The sequence below is a fragment of the Brenneria salicis ATCC 15712 = DSM 30166 genome, from assembly GCF_003315515.1.
GTDB lineage: Bacteria > Pseudomonadota > Gammaproteobacteria > Enterobacterales > Enterobacteriaceae > Brenneria > Brenneria salicis.
This window is the reverse complement of the sequence record NZ_QNRY01000010.1, coordinates 1-16,962: the sequence shown is the minus strand read 5'-3', so window position 1 is coordinate 16,962 and position 16,962 is coordinate 1. Positions and strand designations below refer to the sequence as shown.

14 protein-coding genes, 1 tRNA gene and 1 pseudogene are annotated in these 16,962 nt (G+C 53.1%); 11 read left to right on the top strand and 5 right to left on the bottom strand.

Going from position 1 to position 16,962, the window contains the following annotated elements; all coding sequences use genetic code 11:
* Positions 1-333: 333 nt before the first annotated feature.
* Positions 334-942, bottom strand: coding sequence for an HD domain-containing protein (locus tag DES54_RS06455; RefSeq protein ID WP_113865767.1), 609 nt, complete (start codon positions 940-942; stop codon positions 334-336).
* A gap of 358 nt (positions 943-1,300) precedes the next feature.
* Between DES54_RS06455 and trhA the strand changes: the two genes are divergently transcribed.
* Positions 1,301-1,948, top strand: coding sequence for a PAQR family membrane homeostasis protein TrhA (trhA, locus tag DES54_RS06450; RefSeq protein ID WP_113865831.1), 648 nt, complete (start codon positions 1,301-1,303; stop codon positions 1,946-1,948).
* A gap of 51 nt (positions 1,949-1,999) precedes the next feature.
* Here trhA and ygfZ read toward each other — a convergent pair whose 3' ends face one another.
* Positions 2,000-2,986 (bottom strand): tRNA-modifying protein YgfZ, encoded by a 987-nt coding sequence (gene ygfZ / locus DES54_RS06445; RefSeq protein WP_113865766.1) that lies wholly within the window; start codon positions 2,984-2,986, stop codon positions 2,000-2,002.
* Positions 2,987-3,205: 219 nt separating this feature from the next.
* Between ygfZ and sdhE the strand changes: the two genes are divergently transcribed.
* From sdhE to rlmF, 3 genes are all read left to right on the top strand, one after another.
* Positions 3,206-3,472 carry an FAD assembly factor SdhE gene (gene sdhE, locus DES54_RS06440; RefSeq protein WP_113865765.1) on the top strand — a complete coding sequence of 89 codons (267 nt, stop codon included), beginning with the start codon at positions 3,206-3,208 and terminating at the stop codon, positions 3,470-3,472.
* The gene (locus tag DES54_RS06435; RefSeq protein WP_113865764.1) at positions 3,453-3,866 is read left to right on the top strand and encodes a protein YgfX; all 414 of its coding nucleotides are present in this window, start codon (positions 3,453-3,455) and stop codon (positions 3,864-3,866) included. Before sdhE ends, DES54_RS06435 begins: the two co-directional genes overlap by 20 nt.
* Before the next feature lie 80 nt (positions 3,867-3,946).
* Positions 3,947-4,846, top strand: coding sequence for a 23S rRNA (adenine(1618)-N(6))-methyltransferase RlmF (gene rlmF, locus DES54_RS06430; RefSeq protein ID WP_113865830.1), 900 nt, complete (start codon positions 3,947-3,949; stop codon positions 4,844-4,846).
* A gap of 97 nt (positions 4,847-4,943) precedes the next feature.
* Here the strand turns inward: rlmF and fldB are convergent, their stop codons facing one another.
* Both fldB and DES54_RS06420 read right to left on the bottom strand, forming a co-directional pair.
* The gene (gene fldB / locus DES54_RS06425; RefSeq protein ID WP_113865763.1) at positions 4,944-5,462 is read right to left on the bottom strand and encodes a flavodoxin FldB; all 519 of its coding nucleotides are present in this window, start codon (positions 5,460-5,462) and stop codon (positions 4,944-4,946) included.
* Between the two features lie 108 nt (positions 5,463-5,570).
* Positions 5,571-6,896: an MFS transporter gene (locus tag DES54_RS06420; protein ID WP_113865762.1), complete on the bottom strand. Its 1,326-nt coding sequence runs from the start codon at positions 6,894-6,896 to the stop codon at positions 5,571-5,573.
* 280 nt (positions 6,897-7,176) lie between these two features.
* On the opposite strand from DES54_RS06420, the gene xerD reads away from it, so the two are divergent.
* From xerD to lysS, 5 genes are all read left to right on the top strand, one after another.
* Entirely contained in the window at positions 7,177-8,076 is a 900-nt protein-coding gene (gene xerD / locus DES54_RS06415) for a site-specific tyrosine recombinase XerD (protein ID WP_113865829.1), read from the top strand.
* Between the two features lie 70 nt (positions 8,077-8,146).
* Positions 8,147-8,863 (top strand): bifunctional protein-disulfide isomerase/oxidoreductase DsbC, encoded by a 717-nt coding sequence (gene dsbC, locus DES54_RS06410; RefSeq protein WP_113865761.1) that lies wholly within the window; start codon positions 8,147-8,149, stop codon positions 8,861-8,863.
* Positions 8,864-8,869: 6 nt separating this feature from the next.
* A complete protein-coding gene (gene recJ / locus DES54_RS06405) occupies positions 8,870-10,603 on the top strand; it encodes a single-stranded-DNA-specific exonuclease RecJ (protein WP_113865760.1) in 1,734 nt (577 codons plus the stop codon).
* Positions 10,604-10,693: 90 nt separating this feature from the next.
* A protein-coding gene (gene prfB / locus DES54_RS06400; RefSeq protein ID WP_113865759.1) for a peptide chain release factor 2 occupies positions 10,694-11,792 on the top strand; the annotation gives its coding sequence in 2 pieces (ribosomal slippage) (positions 10,694-10,768 and positions 10,770-11,792; 1,098 coding nt in all).
* 8 nt (positions 11,793-11,800) lie between these two features.
* Complete coding sequence (gene lysS, locus DES54_RS06395) at positions 11,801-13,318, top strand: lysine--tRNA ligase (protein ID WP_113865758.1); 1,518 nt, start codon at positions 11,801-11,803, stop codon at positions 13,316-13,318.
* Positions 13,319-13,456: 138 nt separating this feature from the next.
* Here the strand turns inward: lysS and DES54_RS06390 are convergent, their stop codons facing one another.
* Positions 13,457-15,340 carry a glycoside hydrolase family 13 protein gene (locus DES54_RS06390; protein WP_205680189.1) on the bottom strand — a complete coding sequence of 628 codons (1,884 nt, stop codon included), beginning with the start codon at positions 15,338-15,340 and terminating at the stop codon, positions 13,457-13,459.
* A gap of 315 nt (positions 15,341-15,655) precedes the next feature.
* Here DES54_RS06390 and DES54_RS06385 point away from each other — a divergent pair.
* Together DES54_RS06385 and DES54_RS06380 are read left to right on the top strand one after the other, a co-directional pair.
* Positions 15,656-15,729 (top strand) — tRNA-Gly (locus DES54_RS06385).
* 402 nt (positions 15,730-16,131) lie between these two features.
* Positions 16,132-16,962 (top strand): annotated as a pseudogene (locus tag DES54_RS06380) (IS3-like element ISBrsa1 family transposase); the annotation flags it as partial.

The following is a 16,962-nucleotide window of genomic DNA, read 5'->3' as shown; positions in this document are numbered from 1 at the left end:
CTTTTACTCAGGCCAAAAGAGTATTTTTTATCTGGCGTAAAAGGGGCTGAGCCGGGAGATGACTTCAGGATGAACCGCATGGATGCGGTTCAAGCCAGTGTCGCGTCGGGAACGCGTCACTGGCGGTCCGTCAGAAGGCGTCTCCCGGCGAAGGAACCGCGTAGCGGCCCCGTTCCGCCAAAAGCCAAGGTCAAGGAGCGCGGCGCTTGAGCGCTACTTGTCGGGCGTGACACGTTGTATACAGAGAACGGTGATGCTTATCACGCACGAAACAGGACACTGAACTGATAGAGTTAGTAAGTGTTAGAACCATGCAGAACCTACTGCACTTCCTTACTGTAACCACCCTTTGGCTTTAGCCTCTTCCAGATGCTGTTTCAGGTATTGCCACAGTTCAGGATTGATATTGGCGATAAAATCGGCGCGGCCTAACACCTGTTCCAGACGGATGCCGTTTTCTACCCAGCTTTGGCCGCGGTTATGCAGGTTCATCAGTATCGGCATGATGCGATCGAGCATCAGTGCGAATTGCGCGCTGGCGGTTTCGCCCGCTTCGTATTCCAGCCAGAGATGATGGAATTGCTGGCGCTGTGGTTCGGGCAACAAACCAAAAATTCGCGCCGCCGCCGCCACTTCCTGATCATGAACGGCAAGGCGGGCGGAGAGATCGTAAACCATCACGTCACCGACATCGATCTCGACGATATCGTGGATCAACGCCATCTGGATCACGCGCTGAATATCCACCTCGTTGCCTGCGTAAGGCGCCAGCGCCAGCGCCGCGACCGCAAAATGCCAACTGTGTTCGGCGGAGTCTTCATGGCGATCGCTGCCGATGATTTTTGAACGGCGCTGTACGCACTTTAATTTATCAATTTCAATCAAAAAGCCGATAACATCAGCCAGCGAGCCGAAGTTCAGAATAGATGGAGCGGACGACATGAAAAACCACCTCTTGCAATGAAAACCAGTAAAAATGGCTGAGTCTTTTAACAACCACTTTTAACAACCACTTTTAACAACCAACGTCGCTATATCCATAGGTTTCGGGATGCGTAACGAGCAATGAACCTGCAACGGGAAAGATGAAAGGTATCGAAGCCGATAATTGTAAGGGATGTAACCGAAAATTTACATGAATGATTCCCGTATAAAGTTGAAACGTAATGTCACGTAATTATTTAGCTTACACCTGTATACTGAAACTATTCTCCGCTAAGCTGTTTAAAGATTAACCACATGCATTTGCCGCCAGGTCACGCTTGAGCGTCTGGCGAGCACCGTGCTGATTAAGGTCATTATGTCAAACAACGTACAGGCGCCGGGATACTCACTGGCAGAGGAGATCGCGAATAGCGTCAGCCACGGAATTGGTTTGATTTTCGGCATTGTCGGGCTGGTGTTGCTGTTGGTGCAGGCCGTCAATAATGACGCGGATGGCATTGCCATGACCAGCTACAGTCTCTACGGCGGCAGCATCATTCTCCTGTTTCTCGCGTCGACGTTGTACCACGCCATTCCTTCGCCGCGCATTAAACCCTGGTTGAAGAAATTCGATCACTGCGCCATCTACGTGCTGATTGCCGGAACCTATACCCCGTTTCTGCTGGTCGGGCTTGATTCGCCATTGGCAAATGGTCTGATGGTGGTGATCTGGAGTATGGCGCTGTCAGGCATCATCTTTAAGCTGGCCTTTGCCCATCGTTTTGAAGTGCTGTCGCTTATCACCTATCTGGCGATGGGATGGCTGTCGCTGGTGGTGATTTATCAGCTTGCCCTGGCGCTTTCCGCGGCAGGCATAACCCTGCTGGCGGTCGGCGGGATCGTCTACACGCTGGGCGTCATCTTCTACGCCAGCGAGCGTATTCCTTATAATCATGCCATCTGGCACGGCTTCGTGCTGGGCGGCAGCGTATGCCATTTTCTGGCGATTTATCTGTACGTATGATCCCAGTCATGCCGTTTGACGGCGCGCCACGTGTGGGGCGCGGTATCAGGCTCAGTCGGTGATTTCATAAGGCAGCGGCTGAATTTTCAACTGGCCGTCGGCATCTCCCCGCACACGCAACAGGCTGTCCCCCGCCAGATCGTTATTCATGACCACCTGAATCCAAACGCTCTCATCCTGTAAACGGCACGCGGCCAGCACGGTGCCGGTGCGCCGCCAGTTTTCCCCTAGTTGCAACTCCAAATCCTCTCCCGCTTTGGGAACACGGCTGGCCTGACCCGCCAGCCAATAAAGCGCGCGCTTGTTGGCGCCGCGGTACTTGGCCCGCGCCACCATTTCCTGACCGGCATAGCACCCCTTGCTGAAGCTGATGCCGTTTAACGCCTGTAAATTCGTCGCCTGCGGGATGAACTGTGTACTGTTTGCGCTGTCAATAATCGGCAAACCCGCTTCGATATCCAAAGCCAGCCATTGGCGGCTATCATTTAATGCGGTTTTCCCTTCAAGTTGCGCGATCAGTGACGTGCTCCGGGCGGGCGTCAATACTAACAGGAAGCGTTCCGCCGGCAGGGAAAAATGCAGCAAGGTTGCGTCTTCAACCTGAACGACCGGATGCCCGGCGTCTGGCAGGGTGCTGAAAACGGACGACAATAATTCACGCACCCGGGCGCCTGCCGCCCCCAGCAGCACGACATTATCCTCTGCCGCTATCGTCGTTTTAGAGAAAACAGCGTATTTTTTCAGTTCGCTAAGCTGGGCATCACGTAAGTTACGGCGTTCAATAAATGCGAAGCCGTCGCCACGTTGAAAAAGACGCAGGCTGCTCCACATTTTTCCTTTGGCGTCACAATGGGCGCAAAGTATGTGCTGGTCGGCAGGCAGGGCGGCAACATCGGCTGTCACCTGTCCTTGCAGGTATTTGATGGTATCCGGGCCGGTTAAGGTCGCCAGCGCCCAGTCATCCAGAGAGATAAGGGTGGCGGGAAGCCGGGCTGAAGCACACGGGCGCTGTGATGCAAAAGGAAATGGGTTGGCCATATTACGTCCTGCTGCGTTGATGCGGTCTATGAATGGCCTAATGGTAAAATAGCGGCGACGCTTTGCAAGCGGTTATTGTGCGAAGCATGTCGAAGCCTGGGTGCGATGGCATCGTAATGCAAGAGTAAAATATGTCAAAGTGTTGCTATTAGTTGAGTGCCTGCTGGTGAAATCGGGTTACACTAGAGCGAAACATCGATAACAAGGTGAATATTAAGCATGGAAATCGATAATAAGTCGCGGATCCACTGGGCGTGTCGCCGTGGCATGCGTGAACTGGATATTTCTATCATGCCGTTCTTCGAGCATGATTACGACGCATTGAGTGATGAGGACAAACGAACGTTCGTGCGCCTGCTGCAATGCGACGATCCTGATTTGTTTAACTGGCTGATGAACCACGGTGAGCCGCAAGATCAGGCGCTAAAACGCATGATTTCTCTTATCCAGAAGCGAAATAAAGACCGTGGCCCAGTGGCAATGTGATATTCGTGTTTCCTGGCGCATGCAGCTTTTATCATTGATGGTGCATGGGCTATTGGTGTTACTGATACTGCTGGCTCCCTGGCCGGACGGTTATGCTGTGCTGTGGCTGGGCCTGGTTACGCTGGTGGTGTTCGGTTTTATTCGCAGTCAGCGGAATATCAAATCCCAGCAAGGGGAAATGTTGCTGCACAGCGAAATCAATCTGCGCTGGCAACGTCAGGAATGGCAGATTGTTAAACGTCCCTGGGTGCTGAAGAACGGCATCCTGCTCTCTTTGAGAGCGTCCGATGGGAAAGGACGGCAGCGATTATGGCTGGCCTCGGACAGTATGGGAAATGATGAATGGCGTTGTTTGCGTCAACGTCTGTTACAGTATAAAAGTTGGGTCAGGTAACGTAATAAAAAATGACGGCAGTAATTTACGGGGATTGCCGCAGCAGGTATCTTACACGCCGTTTAATGAGAGATAAGCTGATGACAACCCCTGCCAATAAATATGCGGCCCAAAAGACGGTGCTGCACCCGCGTAATCGCCATCGTGGTCGTTATGATTTTACCGCGTTGAAACAGAGTCATCCGGCGTTGATCCCGTTTGTAAAAGTGAACCGTTATGGTGATGAATCGGTGGATTTTGCCGATCCTGACGCGGTAAAAGTATTAAATCAGGCGCTGTTGCACCATTTCTATCAGATTGAACACTGGACGATCCCAGCCGATTTTCTCTGCCCGCCGGTTCCCGGTCGTGCTGATTATATCCATCACCTTGCCGATCTGTTGGCGGAAGATAATCACGCCGTTATACCGCGTGAAGCGTCGATGCTGGATGTAGGCTGTGGCGCCAACTGCATTTATCCGCTGATTGGTCACCGTGAATACGGTTGGCGTTTTACCGGCAGTGAAATCAACTCGCAGGCGATGCAGGCCGCCAATGCCACTATCGAAGCCAATCCCGGTCTGAATCGTGTGATTCGCCTGCGCCGTCAGAAAAACAGCAAAGCCATTCTGACCGGCATTATCCATAAGAATGAAACCTTTGAAGCGGCGCTGTGTAATCCGCCTTTCCACGCTTCGGCTGAGCAGGCGCATCAGGGTTCACAGCGTAAACTACATAATCTGGGACTGGACAAACATTCCCCGCCCAATTTCGGCGGTCAGCAGGATGAACTCTGGTGCGACGGGGGCGAGATAGCTTTTATCAGCCAGATGATCGCAGAGAGCGCCGGCTTTGCCCGTCAATGCCTGTGGTTTACCTCGCTGGTATCCCGCAAGGAGAATCTGCCTGAGCTTTATCGCGCGCTGGAAACGGTGGGTGCGGAAACGGTCAGAACCATCAATATGGCGCAAGGGCAGAAACAGAGCCGTTTTGTGGCATAGAGTTTTTTTGACGGCGCCGCACGCGCCAGATGGTTACAGAAGCGGTGAGCGACTGAACAATGATTTTTTTCAGCCAATGGAACAACCGCAACGTCTGTTACAGCAATGCCGCCATTTCTTGCAGAATTTGCTCGCACCACCGTTCGATGCGCTCATCGCTCAGATCGTATTGATTAACGTCATCCAGCGCCAGCCCGACAAACTGTTCGCCATCGGCGGTTAGCGGTTTAGGGCTGGTGAATTCGTAGCCTGCGGTCGGCCAATAGCCGATAAATTTCACGCCCAGCGGCAGCAGTTGGTCGTGCAGCATACCTAGCGCATCCAGGAACCACTCGCCGTACCCCAGTTGGTCGCCCATGCCATACAACGCTACGATTTTGCCGTTGAGATTCAGCGTGGCGAGTTGTCCCCAGATATTCTCCCAGTCTTCCTGAATTTCACCGAAATCCCAGGTTGGAATACCGAGGATCAGTATGCCGTAATCTTCCATATGCTTTGGATCAACATCCTTGACGTTGTGCAGATCCACCAGATCTTCACCCAGAATGCCGCGGATCTTCTCCGCCGCCATTTCGGTATAGCATGTGCTTGAGCCGTAAAACAGACCAATTTTCATAGGCAATAGAATTTGTCAGGTCAATGTGATGTCGGAAGCGGGTATTCTAGAGTGAGAACATCGGGAAAGAAAGGCGCAGTGAGGGCCGTAGCCCTCACTGACAAGGAATTAGCCCAGAGACTGATGACGCGTTTCTTTACTCAACAGCAACGCAATCAGCGTCAGCGACGCCATCGCAGCCAGATATACGCCCACATAGAACAGACCGTAATTCGCCGTCAGCCAGGCGGCGATGTAAGGCGCGACCGATGCGCCGAGAATAGATGAGACGTTATATGAGAACGAGGCGCCGGTATAACGGACTTCCGTCGGGAACAATTCCGGCAGCAAAGCGCCCATCGGACCGAATGTCAGCCCCATCAGGCTCAGGCCGAGCACCAGGAAACCCATGACCAGCGCCTGGTTGCCGGAGCCGAGCAGAGACGGGAACAGCATGGAAAACACCAACATGATGCAGGTCACGACGATCATGGTTCTGCGGCGTCCGAAGGCATCCGCCAGATAACCGGCGACGGGGATCGTCAGGCCAAAACCGATAACCGCCACCATCAGCATCCACAAAAAGCTATTGCGTGAGAAGCCGAGGCCGTCTGGAATCGGCTTGGTGCCGTAAGTCATGGAATACACGGTCATGATGTAGAACAGCGTATAGGTGGCCAGCATGATGAATGTGCCGAGGATCGTCACTTTCAGGTGTTTGCTGAGCAGCGTGGCCATCGGAATACGTACCTGTTTACCGGCTTTGACCGCTTTGGTGAAGACGGGCGCTTCATGCAGCGAAACCCGGACATACAGACCAATCAGCACCAATACGGCGGAAGCCACAAACGGCACGCGCCAGCCCCATGACATAAACTGTTCGTCCGTCAGCAGCCACGACAGCAGCAGGAACGTACCATTCGCAAAGAAGAAGCCGATAGGCGCGCCTAGTTGTGGAAATGAGCCGTACAATGCGCGTTTGCGCGCCGGCGCGTTCTCCGTTGCCAACAGCGCCGCGCCGCCCCATTCGCCGCCGAGTCCCAGACCTTGACCGAAACGCGCCAGCGCCAACAGGATCGGCGCCATAATCCCGATGCTTTCGTAGCTGGGTAGCAGGCCGATCATGACCGTTGAAATCCCCATGGTCAGTAACGAAGCCACCAACGTGACTTTACGTCCGGCGCGATCGCCGAAATGACCAAACAGCGCCGAGCCGATCGGACGGGCCACGAAAGCAATGGCAAAGGTTGCCAGCGATTGTAGCGTGGCGGCGGTCGGATCGCCCTGCGGGAAGAAAATATGCGGAAACACCAGCACTGCGGCTGTGGCGTAGATATAGAAATCGAAGAATTCAATGGCGGTGCCCACCAGCGAAGCGATAACAACTTTGCTGCGTGAATTTACTGGCGGCGCCTCAGCTTCTGCGTCGATAGTTGGAGCGATGGTGGCTTGCATAACGTTTCTTTATTTTAACAACACGAACGATCATTCTACGCATAGAAAAACCGGCTTTTCAACGCTGATTACGTAGGGATATGCCGGGCAGGGAAAAAGCGTTGAGAAGCCTGTTCCGGCATACAGGCAATACGGAAAATATAATGTGCCAAGGGGCCATTTTTGCCGGAGAATGTTATGGTGATGTTGATGATTGCGGAATAAGTGAGATCGTACAGAATCGTGCGCGCCTGAGGTGTCGCTCAGGCATAATAGGCGGATGAATCGAGAGGACACCATGATGCAAGCACAAGATCAGGCATTCATCGAACAATTTCTTGATGCGTTGTGGCTGGAGCGCAATCTGGCGGAAAATACGCTGGCGTCTTATCGGTTGGATTTACGCGCCCTGGCGGACTGGCTGGCGCAACATGATAACGATTTGCTGCGCGCGCAGGCCATCGATCTGCAATCGTTTCTGGCCGAGCGCGTGGAAGGCGGTTATAAGGCCAGCAGTTCCGCACGTTTACTGAGTGCGATGCGCCGATTGTTTCAGTATCTTTACCGGGAGAAAATCCGCAGTGATGATCCAAGCGCCGTGTTGTCATCGCCCAAGTTACCGCAGCGTTTACCGAAAGATTTGAGCGAAGCGCAGGTGGATGCCTTGTTGAATGCGCCGAATGTTGATCAACCGCTGGAATTACGCGATAAAGCGATGCTCGAAGTCTTGTACGCCACGGGCTTGCGCGTTTCTGAACTGGTGGGGCTGACTATCAGCGATGTCAGCCTGCGTCAGGGCGTGGTGCGGGTGATTGGCAAAGGCAATAAAGAGCGTCTGGTGCCGTTGGGCGAGGAAGCGGTGTACTGGGTCGAACAGTACCTTGAACATGGTCGACCGTGGCTGCTCAACGGGCGCTCCCTGGATGTGTTGTTCCCCAGCAACCGTGCGCAGCAGATGACGCGTCAGACATTCTGGCATCGCATCAAGCACTATGCGATGCTGGCGTCCATTGACAGCGGGAAGCTGTCGCCGCACGTGCTCCGGCATGCGTTCGCCACTCACTTGCTGAACCACGGCGCGGATTTACGGGTGGTACAAATGTTGCTGGGCCATAGCGATCTTTCCACCACCCAGATTTATACCCATGTGGCGACGGAACGCCTGAAACAGCTACACCAGCAGCATCATCCGCGGGCGTAGCGAAAGTTTTTTTGCGGCGGCGTGGATCAATACGACGCATTGACAGATAAATCGAAACAGGACTGACAACATGAAAAAAGGGCTATTACTGCTTTCTTTGCTGGCGGCAACGGCGACGGGTTTTGCTCATGCCGATGATTTGGCAATCAAACAGACATTGACTCGTCTGGGAATGCAGAATGCGCAAATCCAGCCTGCGCCGGTTGCGGGCATGAAAACGGTATTGACGGACAGCGGCGTGTTCTATATCAGCGAAGACGGCAAGCACCTGGTTCAAGGGCCGCTGTATGACGTTAGCGGCGCGGCGCCGGTCAACGTAACGAACCAGATCCTGAAGGGGAAAATGGCTGCGTTGCAGGATCAGATGATCGTATATAAAGCCGCGCAGGAAAAACACGTCATTACCGTGTTTACCGATATCACCTGCGGTTATTGCCAGAAACTGCATGAGCAAATGAAAGATTACAATGCGCTGGGAATTACCGTGCGTTATCTGGCGTTCCCGCGTCAGGGGCTGAACTCGCCGGCGGAAAAAGACATGCAATCCATCTGGTGTATGGCCAACCGCAACAAAGCGTATGATGCCGCGCTGAAAGGCGATGAGATTTCACCCGCCACCTGTAAAACCAACATCGCTGGTCACTACCAGCTTGGCGTGCAGTTCGGCGTACAAGGAACACCGGCCATTGTTCTGGAAGACGGCGTGGTTGTACCCGGTTATCAGGCACCGAAAGAGATGTTGGCGATGCTGGATGCACACAAGGCGTCGTTGAAAACGGGTGGTTGATGTAGCGTGGAACGGATAACTCAACTCCGTCGGCGTCCGCTGATGGAGGATATTGATTTACCGGCAACGATGCCGCCTTTGTTGCGGCGCTTGTATGCCCAACGCGGCATAAAAAGGCCGCAGGAGTTGGAGCGTAGTCTGCGCGGCTTGCTGGATTACCGTCTGTTGAGCGGTATCGAACAGGCGGTGGATTTTCTGCAACAGGCGCTGGCCGAACAGCGCCGCATCGTGATTGTCGGGGATTTCGACGCCGACGGCGCCACCAGCACCGCGCTGACGGTACTGGCGCTGCGCGGCATGGGCGGCGTTAACGTTAAGTATCTGGTGCCGAACCGCTTTGAAGATGGTTACGGACTGAGCCCGCAAGTCGTCGCGCAAGCGGCGTCGTTGGGGGCGGAGATTATCGTCACGGTGGATAACGGCATCTCTTCTCACGCCGGTGTGGAAGATGCGCATCGACGCGGCATCGCGGTGCTGGTGACCGACCACCATTTGCCGGGAGAAACGCTGCCCGCCGCCGATGCCATGATCAATCCTAATCTGCGTGACTGCGCTTTCCCGTCGAAATCGCTGGCGGGCGTGGGCGTGGCGTTTTATCTGATGATGGCGCTGTTTGTGCGCCTGCGCGAGAGCGGCTGGTTTACCGAAAAAGCGCTGGCGGAACCGAAACTGGCGGAACTGCTGGATCTGGTCGCGCTGGGGACGGTGGCGGACGTGGTGCCGCTGGACGCCAATAACCGTATTCTGGTGGCGCAGGGGCTGAGCCGCATTCGTGCCGGCGTCTGTCGTCCCGGCATCAAGGCGCTGTTGGAAGTGGCGAACCGCGATGCCGGTCAACTGGTCGCCAGCGATCTGGGGTTCGCGCTTGGCCCACGGTTGAACGCCGCCGGTCGGCTTGATGACATGACGGTGGGGGTGGAGTTGTTGCTGAGTGACGACATCACCCAGGCGCGTATGCTGGCCAGCGATCTGGATGCATTGAATCAGGATCGCCGTGAAATTGAGCAAGGCATGCAGGTGGAAGCGTTGCGCCTGTGTGAAACGCTGGAGCGCAGCCGGGACGAACTGCCGTATGGTCTGGCGATGTACCACTCGGAATGGCATCAGGGGGTGGTCGGGATTCTGGCATCCCGCATCAAAGAGCGCTTTCACCGTCCGGTGATTGCGTTCGCACCGGCGGGTGACGGCATTCTCAAAGGTTCCGGGCGCTCCATCGCCGGTTTGCATCTGCGTGATGCGCTGGAGCGTCTGGATACGCTGTATCCGGGTCTGATGTTGAAATTCGGCGGTCACGCGATGGCGGCAGGGCTATCGCTGGCGGAAGATCAATTCGAGCGCTTCCGGTTACGTTTTGGCGAACTGGTCGGCGAATGGCTGGATGCGTCTCAACTGGAAGGCGTGATTTGGTCGGATGGCGAACTGGCGCTGCCGGAGTTGTGTTTATCCACGGCGGAAATGCTGCGGGACGCGGGGCCGTGGGGACAATCTTTTCCCGAACCGACGTTTGATGGCCGTTTCCGCATTCTGCAACAGCGGCTGGTAGGCGAGAGGCATTTGAAAGTGATGGTGGAGCCGATAGACGGCGGCCCGTTGCTGGATGGCATCGCGTTTAATGTGGATACGCTGATGTGGCCTGACAGTAGTGTGCGCTCAGCGGAGCTCGCCTATAAGCTGGATGTGAATGAGTTTCGCGGCAAACGTTCGGTGCAATTGCTTATCCAGCATTTATGGCCGCTATAACTTGACGGATGAAAGTCTATAAACCACGCGTTTAATCCGCTAGAATAGCCGGTTTCCGTTGTCGACGACTTAACGTAAGAACATAAAATCATGTTTGAAATTAATCCGGTAAAAAACCGCATTCAGGATCTGTCTGAACGTACCGCTGTTCTTAGGGGGTATCTTTGACTATGATGCCAGGAAAGAACGCCTTGAAGAAGTAAACGCCGAACTGGAGCAACCGGACGTCTGGAATGAGCCGGAACGCGCTCAGACGCTGGGGAAAGAACGTTCCTCGCTGGAAGCCATCGTGGACACCATCGACCAATTGACCCAGGGGCTGGAAGATGTCGCTGGTCTGCTTGAACTGGCGGTGGAAGAAGATGACGAAGATACCTTCAACGAAACCAGCGCGGAATTAGATGTGCTGGAAAACAAATTAAGCCAGCTTGAGTTCCGCCGTATGTTTTCTGGCGAATATGACAGCGCGGATTGCTATCTGGATATTCAGGCGGGTTCCGGCGGCACTGAAGCGCAGGACTGGGCCAGCATGCTGGTGCGTATGTACCTGCGCTGGGCGGAAGCCAAAGGCTTCAAAACCGAAATTATCGAAGAGTCTGATGGTGAGGTGGCCGGTACGAAATCCGCCACCATCAAAATCATGGGCGACTACGCGTTTGGCTGGCTGCGTACTGAAACCGGCGTGCATCGTCTGGTGCGCAAAAGTCCGTTTGACTCCGGTGGCCGCCGTCATACCTCGTTCAGTTCCGCTTTTGTTTATCCTGAAGTGGATGACGATATCGATATTGAAATCAATCCCGCCGATTTGCGTATTGACGTTTACCGCGCGTCCGGCGCGGGTGGTCAGCACGTTAACCGAACCGAATCCGCGGTGCGTATCACTCACATTCCGACCAACATTGTCACTCAATGTCAGAATGACCGTTCCCAGCATAAAAACAAAGATCAGGCGATGAAGCAGTTGAAAGCGAAACTGTATGAGTTTGAGATGCAAAAGAAAAATGCTGAGAAACAGGCGATGGAAGACAACAAATCGGATATCGGCTGGGGAAGCCAGATCCGCTCTTATGTACTGGATGATTCACGTATCAAGGATTTACGCACCGGGGTGGAAACACGCAACACCCAGGCAGTGCTGGGTGGCGATCTGGATAAATTTATTGAAGCAAGTTTAAAAGCGGGGTTATAAGAGTTCACATGGCTGAATCACAATCACAGGGTGCCGATCTGGGGCAGGATCTGAATAACGAATTGAAAGCGCGTCGTGAAAAACTGGCGGCGCTGCGTGAAAACGGCATCGCGTTTCCGAACGACTTCCGCCGTGACAGTACGTCCGATGGTCTGCACGCCGCCTATGACGACAAAGAAAACGAAGATCTGGAAGCGCTGGACATCGAAGTGACCGTCGCCGGGCGTGTGATGACCCGCCGCATTATGGGGAAGGCGTCTTTCGTTACGTTACAGGATGTGGGTGGTCGTATTCAGCTATATGTTTCCCGCGACGATCTGGCGGAAGGCATTTACAACGAGCAGTTTAAAAAATGGGATCTGGGCGATATCCTCGGCGCGCGCGGCAAGCTGTTCAAAACCAAAACAGGTGAATTGTCGGTTCACTGTACCGAACTGCGTTTGCTGACCAAGGCCCTGCGCCCGCTGCCGGACAAATTCCACGGTTTGGCCGATCAGGAAACCCGTTATCGTCAGCGCTATCTGGATCTGATCGCCAACGACGAATCCCGTAATACTTTCCGTATCCGCTCCAACGTCATGGCGGCGCTCCGCCGTTTCATGGTGGAAAACGGCTTTATGGAAGTGGAAACGCCGATGATGCAGGTGATCCCCGGCGGCGCCGCGGCGCGTCCGTTTGTGACGCACCATAATGCGCTGGATATCGACATGTACCTGCGTATTGCGCCGGAACTGTACCTGAAACGTCTGGTGGTGGGCGGTTTTGAACGCGTATTTGAAATCAACCGCAACTTCCGTAACGAAGGGGTTTCTCCGCGTCATAACCCGGAATTCACCATGATGGAACTTTATATGGCGTATGCCGATTATAACGATCTGATCGTGTTGACGGAAAATCTGTTCCGCACCTTGACGCTGGATGTGCTGGGTTCCACAACGGTAACCTATGGCGATCAGACTTTCGACTTTGGCAAGCCGTTTGCCAAGCTGACCATGCGCGAAGCCATCTGCAAATACCGCCCGGAAACCAATGTCGCCGACCTGGATGATCTGGCTAAAGCCACGGCGATTGCCGAATCTCTGAGCATCAAGATCGAGAAAAGCTGGGGACTGGGCCGGATCGTCACCGAGATCTTCGAAGAGACGGCGGAAAGCAATCTGATTCAGCCGACGTTCATTACCGAGTATCCGGCGGAAGTGTCGCCGCTGGCGCGCCGCAATGATCAGAACCCGGAAATCACCGATCGCTTTGAATTCTTCATCGGCGGACGTGAAATCGGTAATGGTTTCTCCGAGTTGAATGACGCGGAAGATCAGGCCGAGCGTTTTGCGCAGCAAGTGAGCGCCAAAGATGCGGGTGATGATGAAGCCATGTTCTACGATGAAGACTACGTGACGGCGCTGGAACACGGTATGCCGCCAACCGCTGGTTTGGGCATCGGTATCGACCGCATGGTGATGCTGTTTACCAACAGCCATACCATCCGCGACGTTATTTTGTTCCCGGCGATGCGCCCGCAGAAATAATGTGATGATAAAAAACGGCGTGTACAGCGCCGTTTTTTATCTATTGTCGTCCCTCGTTTCCGGGGGGCATCTTTCCCGGCTGATTTCTTCATGGCGCCTATACGTCTTTTTCTTTCATCACCGCTGCCGTATTCCCGCTCAGAAGGTATAGATACGCGCTTCCCACGGCTTCATGTGGAGCGTTGTTCCTTTTTCATAATCGCCAGCACGATTGGAAAGTTGCAACTGGTTGGCGGAAAGTCCGTCAGGAAGTGAATAATCCACCGTGTCGCCGGAGAAGTTCAGCACAATAAGATAACGAGCGTTGTTTAACGTCCGGGTATAGGCATAGATTGACGGATGTTTAGGATCAAGGTCGCGGTAGTCGCCGTAAATCAACGCGGGTGTTTTGGCGCGTAGCGCAATAAGACTGCGGTAATAGTGATAAATGGAAGCGGGATCGTCCACCGCTTGCCGGGCATTGATGGTGGTATAATTGGGGTTGACTGCCAGCCAGGGCTTCGCCGCCGCGGTAAAGCCCCCGTTGGCGGAATCATTCCATTGCATAGGCGTGCGGGCGTTATCGCGGCCCACTTTGCCCAGACCAAAAATATAGGTTCTTGGATTTTCCTGTCCGGTCAATACTCGCTGTTTCCATCCCTGGTGCGCTTCAATCGCGTTAAATTCCCGGATATCCTTGAAGGGATAATTAGTCATGCCCAATTCGTCGCCCTGATAGATAAACGGCGTGCCTTTTTGCGTGAGCAGCAGCGTAGCCAGTAACTTTGCTGAGGGGATCCGAAATTCCGGCGAATCATCCCCAAATGAGGACACCAGGCGAGGGTTATCGTGGTTGGACAAGAAAAGCGTATTCCATTCGCGAACGTTGAGCGATTTATCCTGCCCATTGTAAGCGGCTTTCAATTGCGGCAGCGTCCAGTTTTTCCACTGAAATCCTTTCCGGTTCACATGAATTGCATCAAAGTTAAAGGCCATATCGAGTTCCTGGCGGTCAGCGTCGATGAAATTATGCAGTTGATCCAGCGTAATACCGAACGTTTCCCCAATGGTTACCGCATCATATTTTGACAACACTTCACGATGCATTTCCTGTAGATAGTCATGTACGCGGGGGCCGCTGGCATAGACGTTGGCGTATTTGCTCATGTCCGGCAGATTCGGGAAGGTCTGGTCTTTGGAAATAAAAGAGATGGCGTCCATGCGGAAACCGGCGACGCCCTTATCCAGCCAGAATCTCATCATCTGATAAATTTCCTGGCGAACCTTCGGATTATCCCAGTTTAGGTCGGGTTGGTTGACGGAGAAATAGTGCAGGTAATACTCATTGGTTTCAGGATCGAGCGTCCAGGCCGGGCCGGAGAAAAAAGAAGGATAGTTATTCGGCGCTTTGCCGTCCTTGCCGGGACGCCATAGATAGTAATCGCGGTAGGGATTGTCCTTTGATTTGCGGCTTTCCTGGAACCACTGATGCTCGTCGCTGGTGTGGTTGACGACCAGATCGATCACAAGACGCATATTGCGCTGTTTCATCTCCCGGACCAGTTCGTCGAAATCGTTCATAGTGCCAAATTCCGGCATCACTTTGCGGTAATCGCGTATATCGTAGCCGTTGTCCACATTCGGCGAATCGAAGTGCGGGCAGATCCAAACGACATTAACGCCAATGCCCTGAATATAATCGAGTTTGGATATAATCCCTTTCAGGTCGCCGATGCCATCGTCATTGGAGTCTTTATAAGAGCGGGGGTAGATCTGATAGACCACCGCTTCATTCCACCATTTCGGATCATATCCGTTTATCAACGTAACCGATGGCGGCGCAGTCGCTTCGGTGACCGGACGGTTATTATCTGCGTATGCGCTGTTGCTTGAGGAAAACATCAGACCGCCTACAGAGATAAGCGCAGCCGCACGCAACAATGTCGATATTTTCTTCAACACGGTATGTTTGTCTGGCTGAAACGCCGTCATCATCAAGCTTGCGATTTGTCGGGATTGGAAAGCGTTCTCATATAGCAGCATAGGTCATATCCTTTATATCTTTATTTTATTACATATCAGTCCATTACATGCTTATCAATAAGCATGGCGAGAGTTATGCCGGCTAAATAATTTAGCTAAAACGGTTTAGCTAGGGAGTGTAAACTTCTGGATTTTGAGTGACAAAATAATCAATTAAATTGTTTTGATATTTGTGACCGCCATAGCAAATAAAGCAGACGAACCAGATGGCAGCGGGGATTTTGGCAACAATCGTTCGCTCACAACGTCAGCAATCAACCAGTTTTTTGCTTGCCCGGCAACGGGATAACGCTATAATGCCAAGCGCCCATCTCTGCGAGTGTAGTTCAATGGTAGAACGAGAGCTTCCCAAGCTCTATACGAGGGTTCGATTCCCTTCACTCGCTCCAAAAGCTTCTGACTTACTAAGAATAAGTAAATCAGCAAGTTATCAAGCGTTTGAATCCTCGAATACTCCTTAAAGTATCACCGTGACTTATCCCAGAACTGTCGTGTTTTGGTGTGTGGTTCTGGGAGCATATCAAACCGCTGGCGGTCGTTCCACGTCTTACCGCGATAGTTCAACAAGAACTTTATGCCATTCTAAAGGCTCTAAACTCTCCCAAAGCTCATAGCAGGGCGCATTCAAGCCCGATGTTATTAAACAGGTCTATGGTGGTAACGTACCTGCAAACGTATGCAGGCTCTGCCAGCGGGTTCAGCCACGCTTCCTTACGGATTGAAGTGGAATACTGAATTTGGCCACCTGAACAGAGGTGATATGCTCACCTCAGAACAACACAGGTGCTCCAATGAAAAAAAGAAATTTTAGTGCAGAGTTCAAACGTGAAGCGGCTCAGTTGGTTGTCGATCAGAACTACACCGTTGCTGAAGCAGCAAAAGCCATGGATATTGGCCTTTCAACAATGACCCGATGGGTCAGACAATTACGGGACGAACGGCAGGGAAAAACACCGAAAGCGTCTCCCATTACCCCGGAACAAATTGAAATACGTGAGTTGAAGAAAAAACTACAACGTATTGAAATGGAAAATGAAATATTAAAAAAGGCTACCGCGCTCTTGATGTCAGACTCCCTGAACAGTTCTCGTTAATCGGAAAACTCAGGGCGCGTTATCCCGTGGCTACACTCTGCCACGTATTTGGGGTTCACCGCAGCAGCTATAAATACTGGAAATGCCGTCCTGATAAACCGGACAGAAAGCATACAGAGTTACGCAGTCAGGTTCAGGAACTATACAACATTAGTCATGGCTCAGCCGGGGCAAGGAGTATCGCCGCAATGGCAACGCTCAGAGGCTTCCGGATGGGGCGCTGGCTTGCCGGCAGACTCATGAAAGAGCTGGGGCTGGTCAGTTGTCAGCAACCCACACACAGATATAAGCGTGGTGGACAGGTGCATGTTGCCATCCCGAATCACCTTGAGCGTCAGTTCGCTGTCACAGAACCAAATCAGGTGTGGTGCGGTGATGTGACATATGTCTGGACAGGAAAACGCTGGGCGTACCTCGCTGTCGTTCTTGACCTGTTCGCCAGAAAACCGGTGGGCTGGGCAATGTCGTTCTCACCGGACAGCAGGCTGACCACTAAAGCGTTGGAAATGGCTTTTGAAAACCGGGGCA

Bases quoted from the DNA above. Each gene is read 5' to 3' on its own strand.
- rlmF (WP_113865830.1), top strand. From the start codon at position 3,947: ATGACAACCCCTGCCAATAAATATGCGGCCCAAAAGACGGTGCTGCAC.
- DES54_RS06390 (WP_205680189.1), bottom strand. From the start codon at position 15,340: ATGCTGCTATATGAGAACGCTTTCCAATCCCGACAAATCGCAAGCTTG.
- xerD (WP_113865829.1), top strand. From the start codon at position 7,177: ATGCAAGCACAAGATCAGGCATTCATCGAACAATTTCTTGATGCGTTG.
- ygfZ (WP_113865766.1), bottom strand. From the start codon at position 2,986: ATGGCCAACCCATTTCCTTTTGCATCACAGCGCCCGTGTGCTTCAGCC.
- sdhE (WP_113865765.1), top strand. From the start codon at position 3,206: ATGGAAATCGATAATAAGTCGCGGATCCACTGGGCGTGTCGCCGTGGC.
- trhA (WP_113865831.1), top strand. From the start codon at position 1,301: ATGTCAAACAACGTACAGGCGCCGGGATACTCACTGGCAGAGGAGATC.
- fldB (WP_113865763.1), bottom strand. From the start codon at position 5,462: ATGAAAATTGGTCTGTTTTACGGCTCAAGCACATGCTATACCGAAATG.
- dsbC (WP_113865761.1), top strand. From the start codon at position 8,147: ATGAAAAAAGGGCTATTACTGCTTTCTTTGCTGGCGGCAACGGCGACG.
- DES54_RS06420 (WP_113865762.1), bottom strand. From the start codon at position 6,896: ATGCAAGCCACCATCGCTCCAACTATCGACGCAGAAGCTGAGGCGCCG.
- DES54_RS06455 (WP_113865767.1), bottom strand. From the start codon at position 942: ATGTCGTCCGCTCCATCTATTCTGAACTTCGGCTCGCTGGCTGATGTT.
- lysS (WP_113865758.1), top strand. From the start codon at position 11,801: ATGGCTGAATCACAATCACAGGGTGCCGATCTGGGGCAGGATCTGAAT.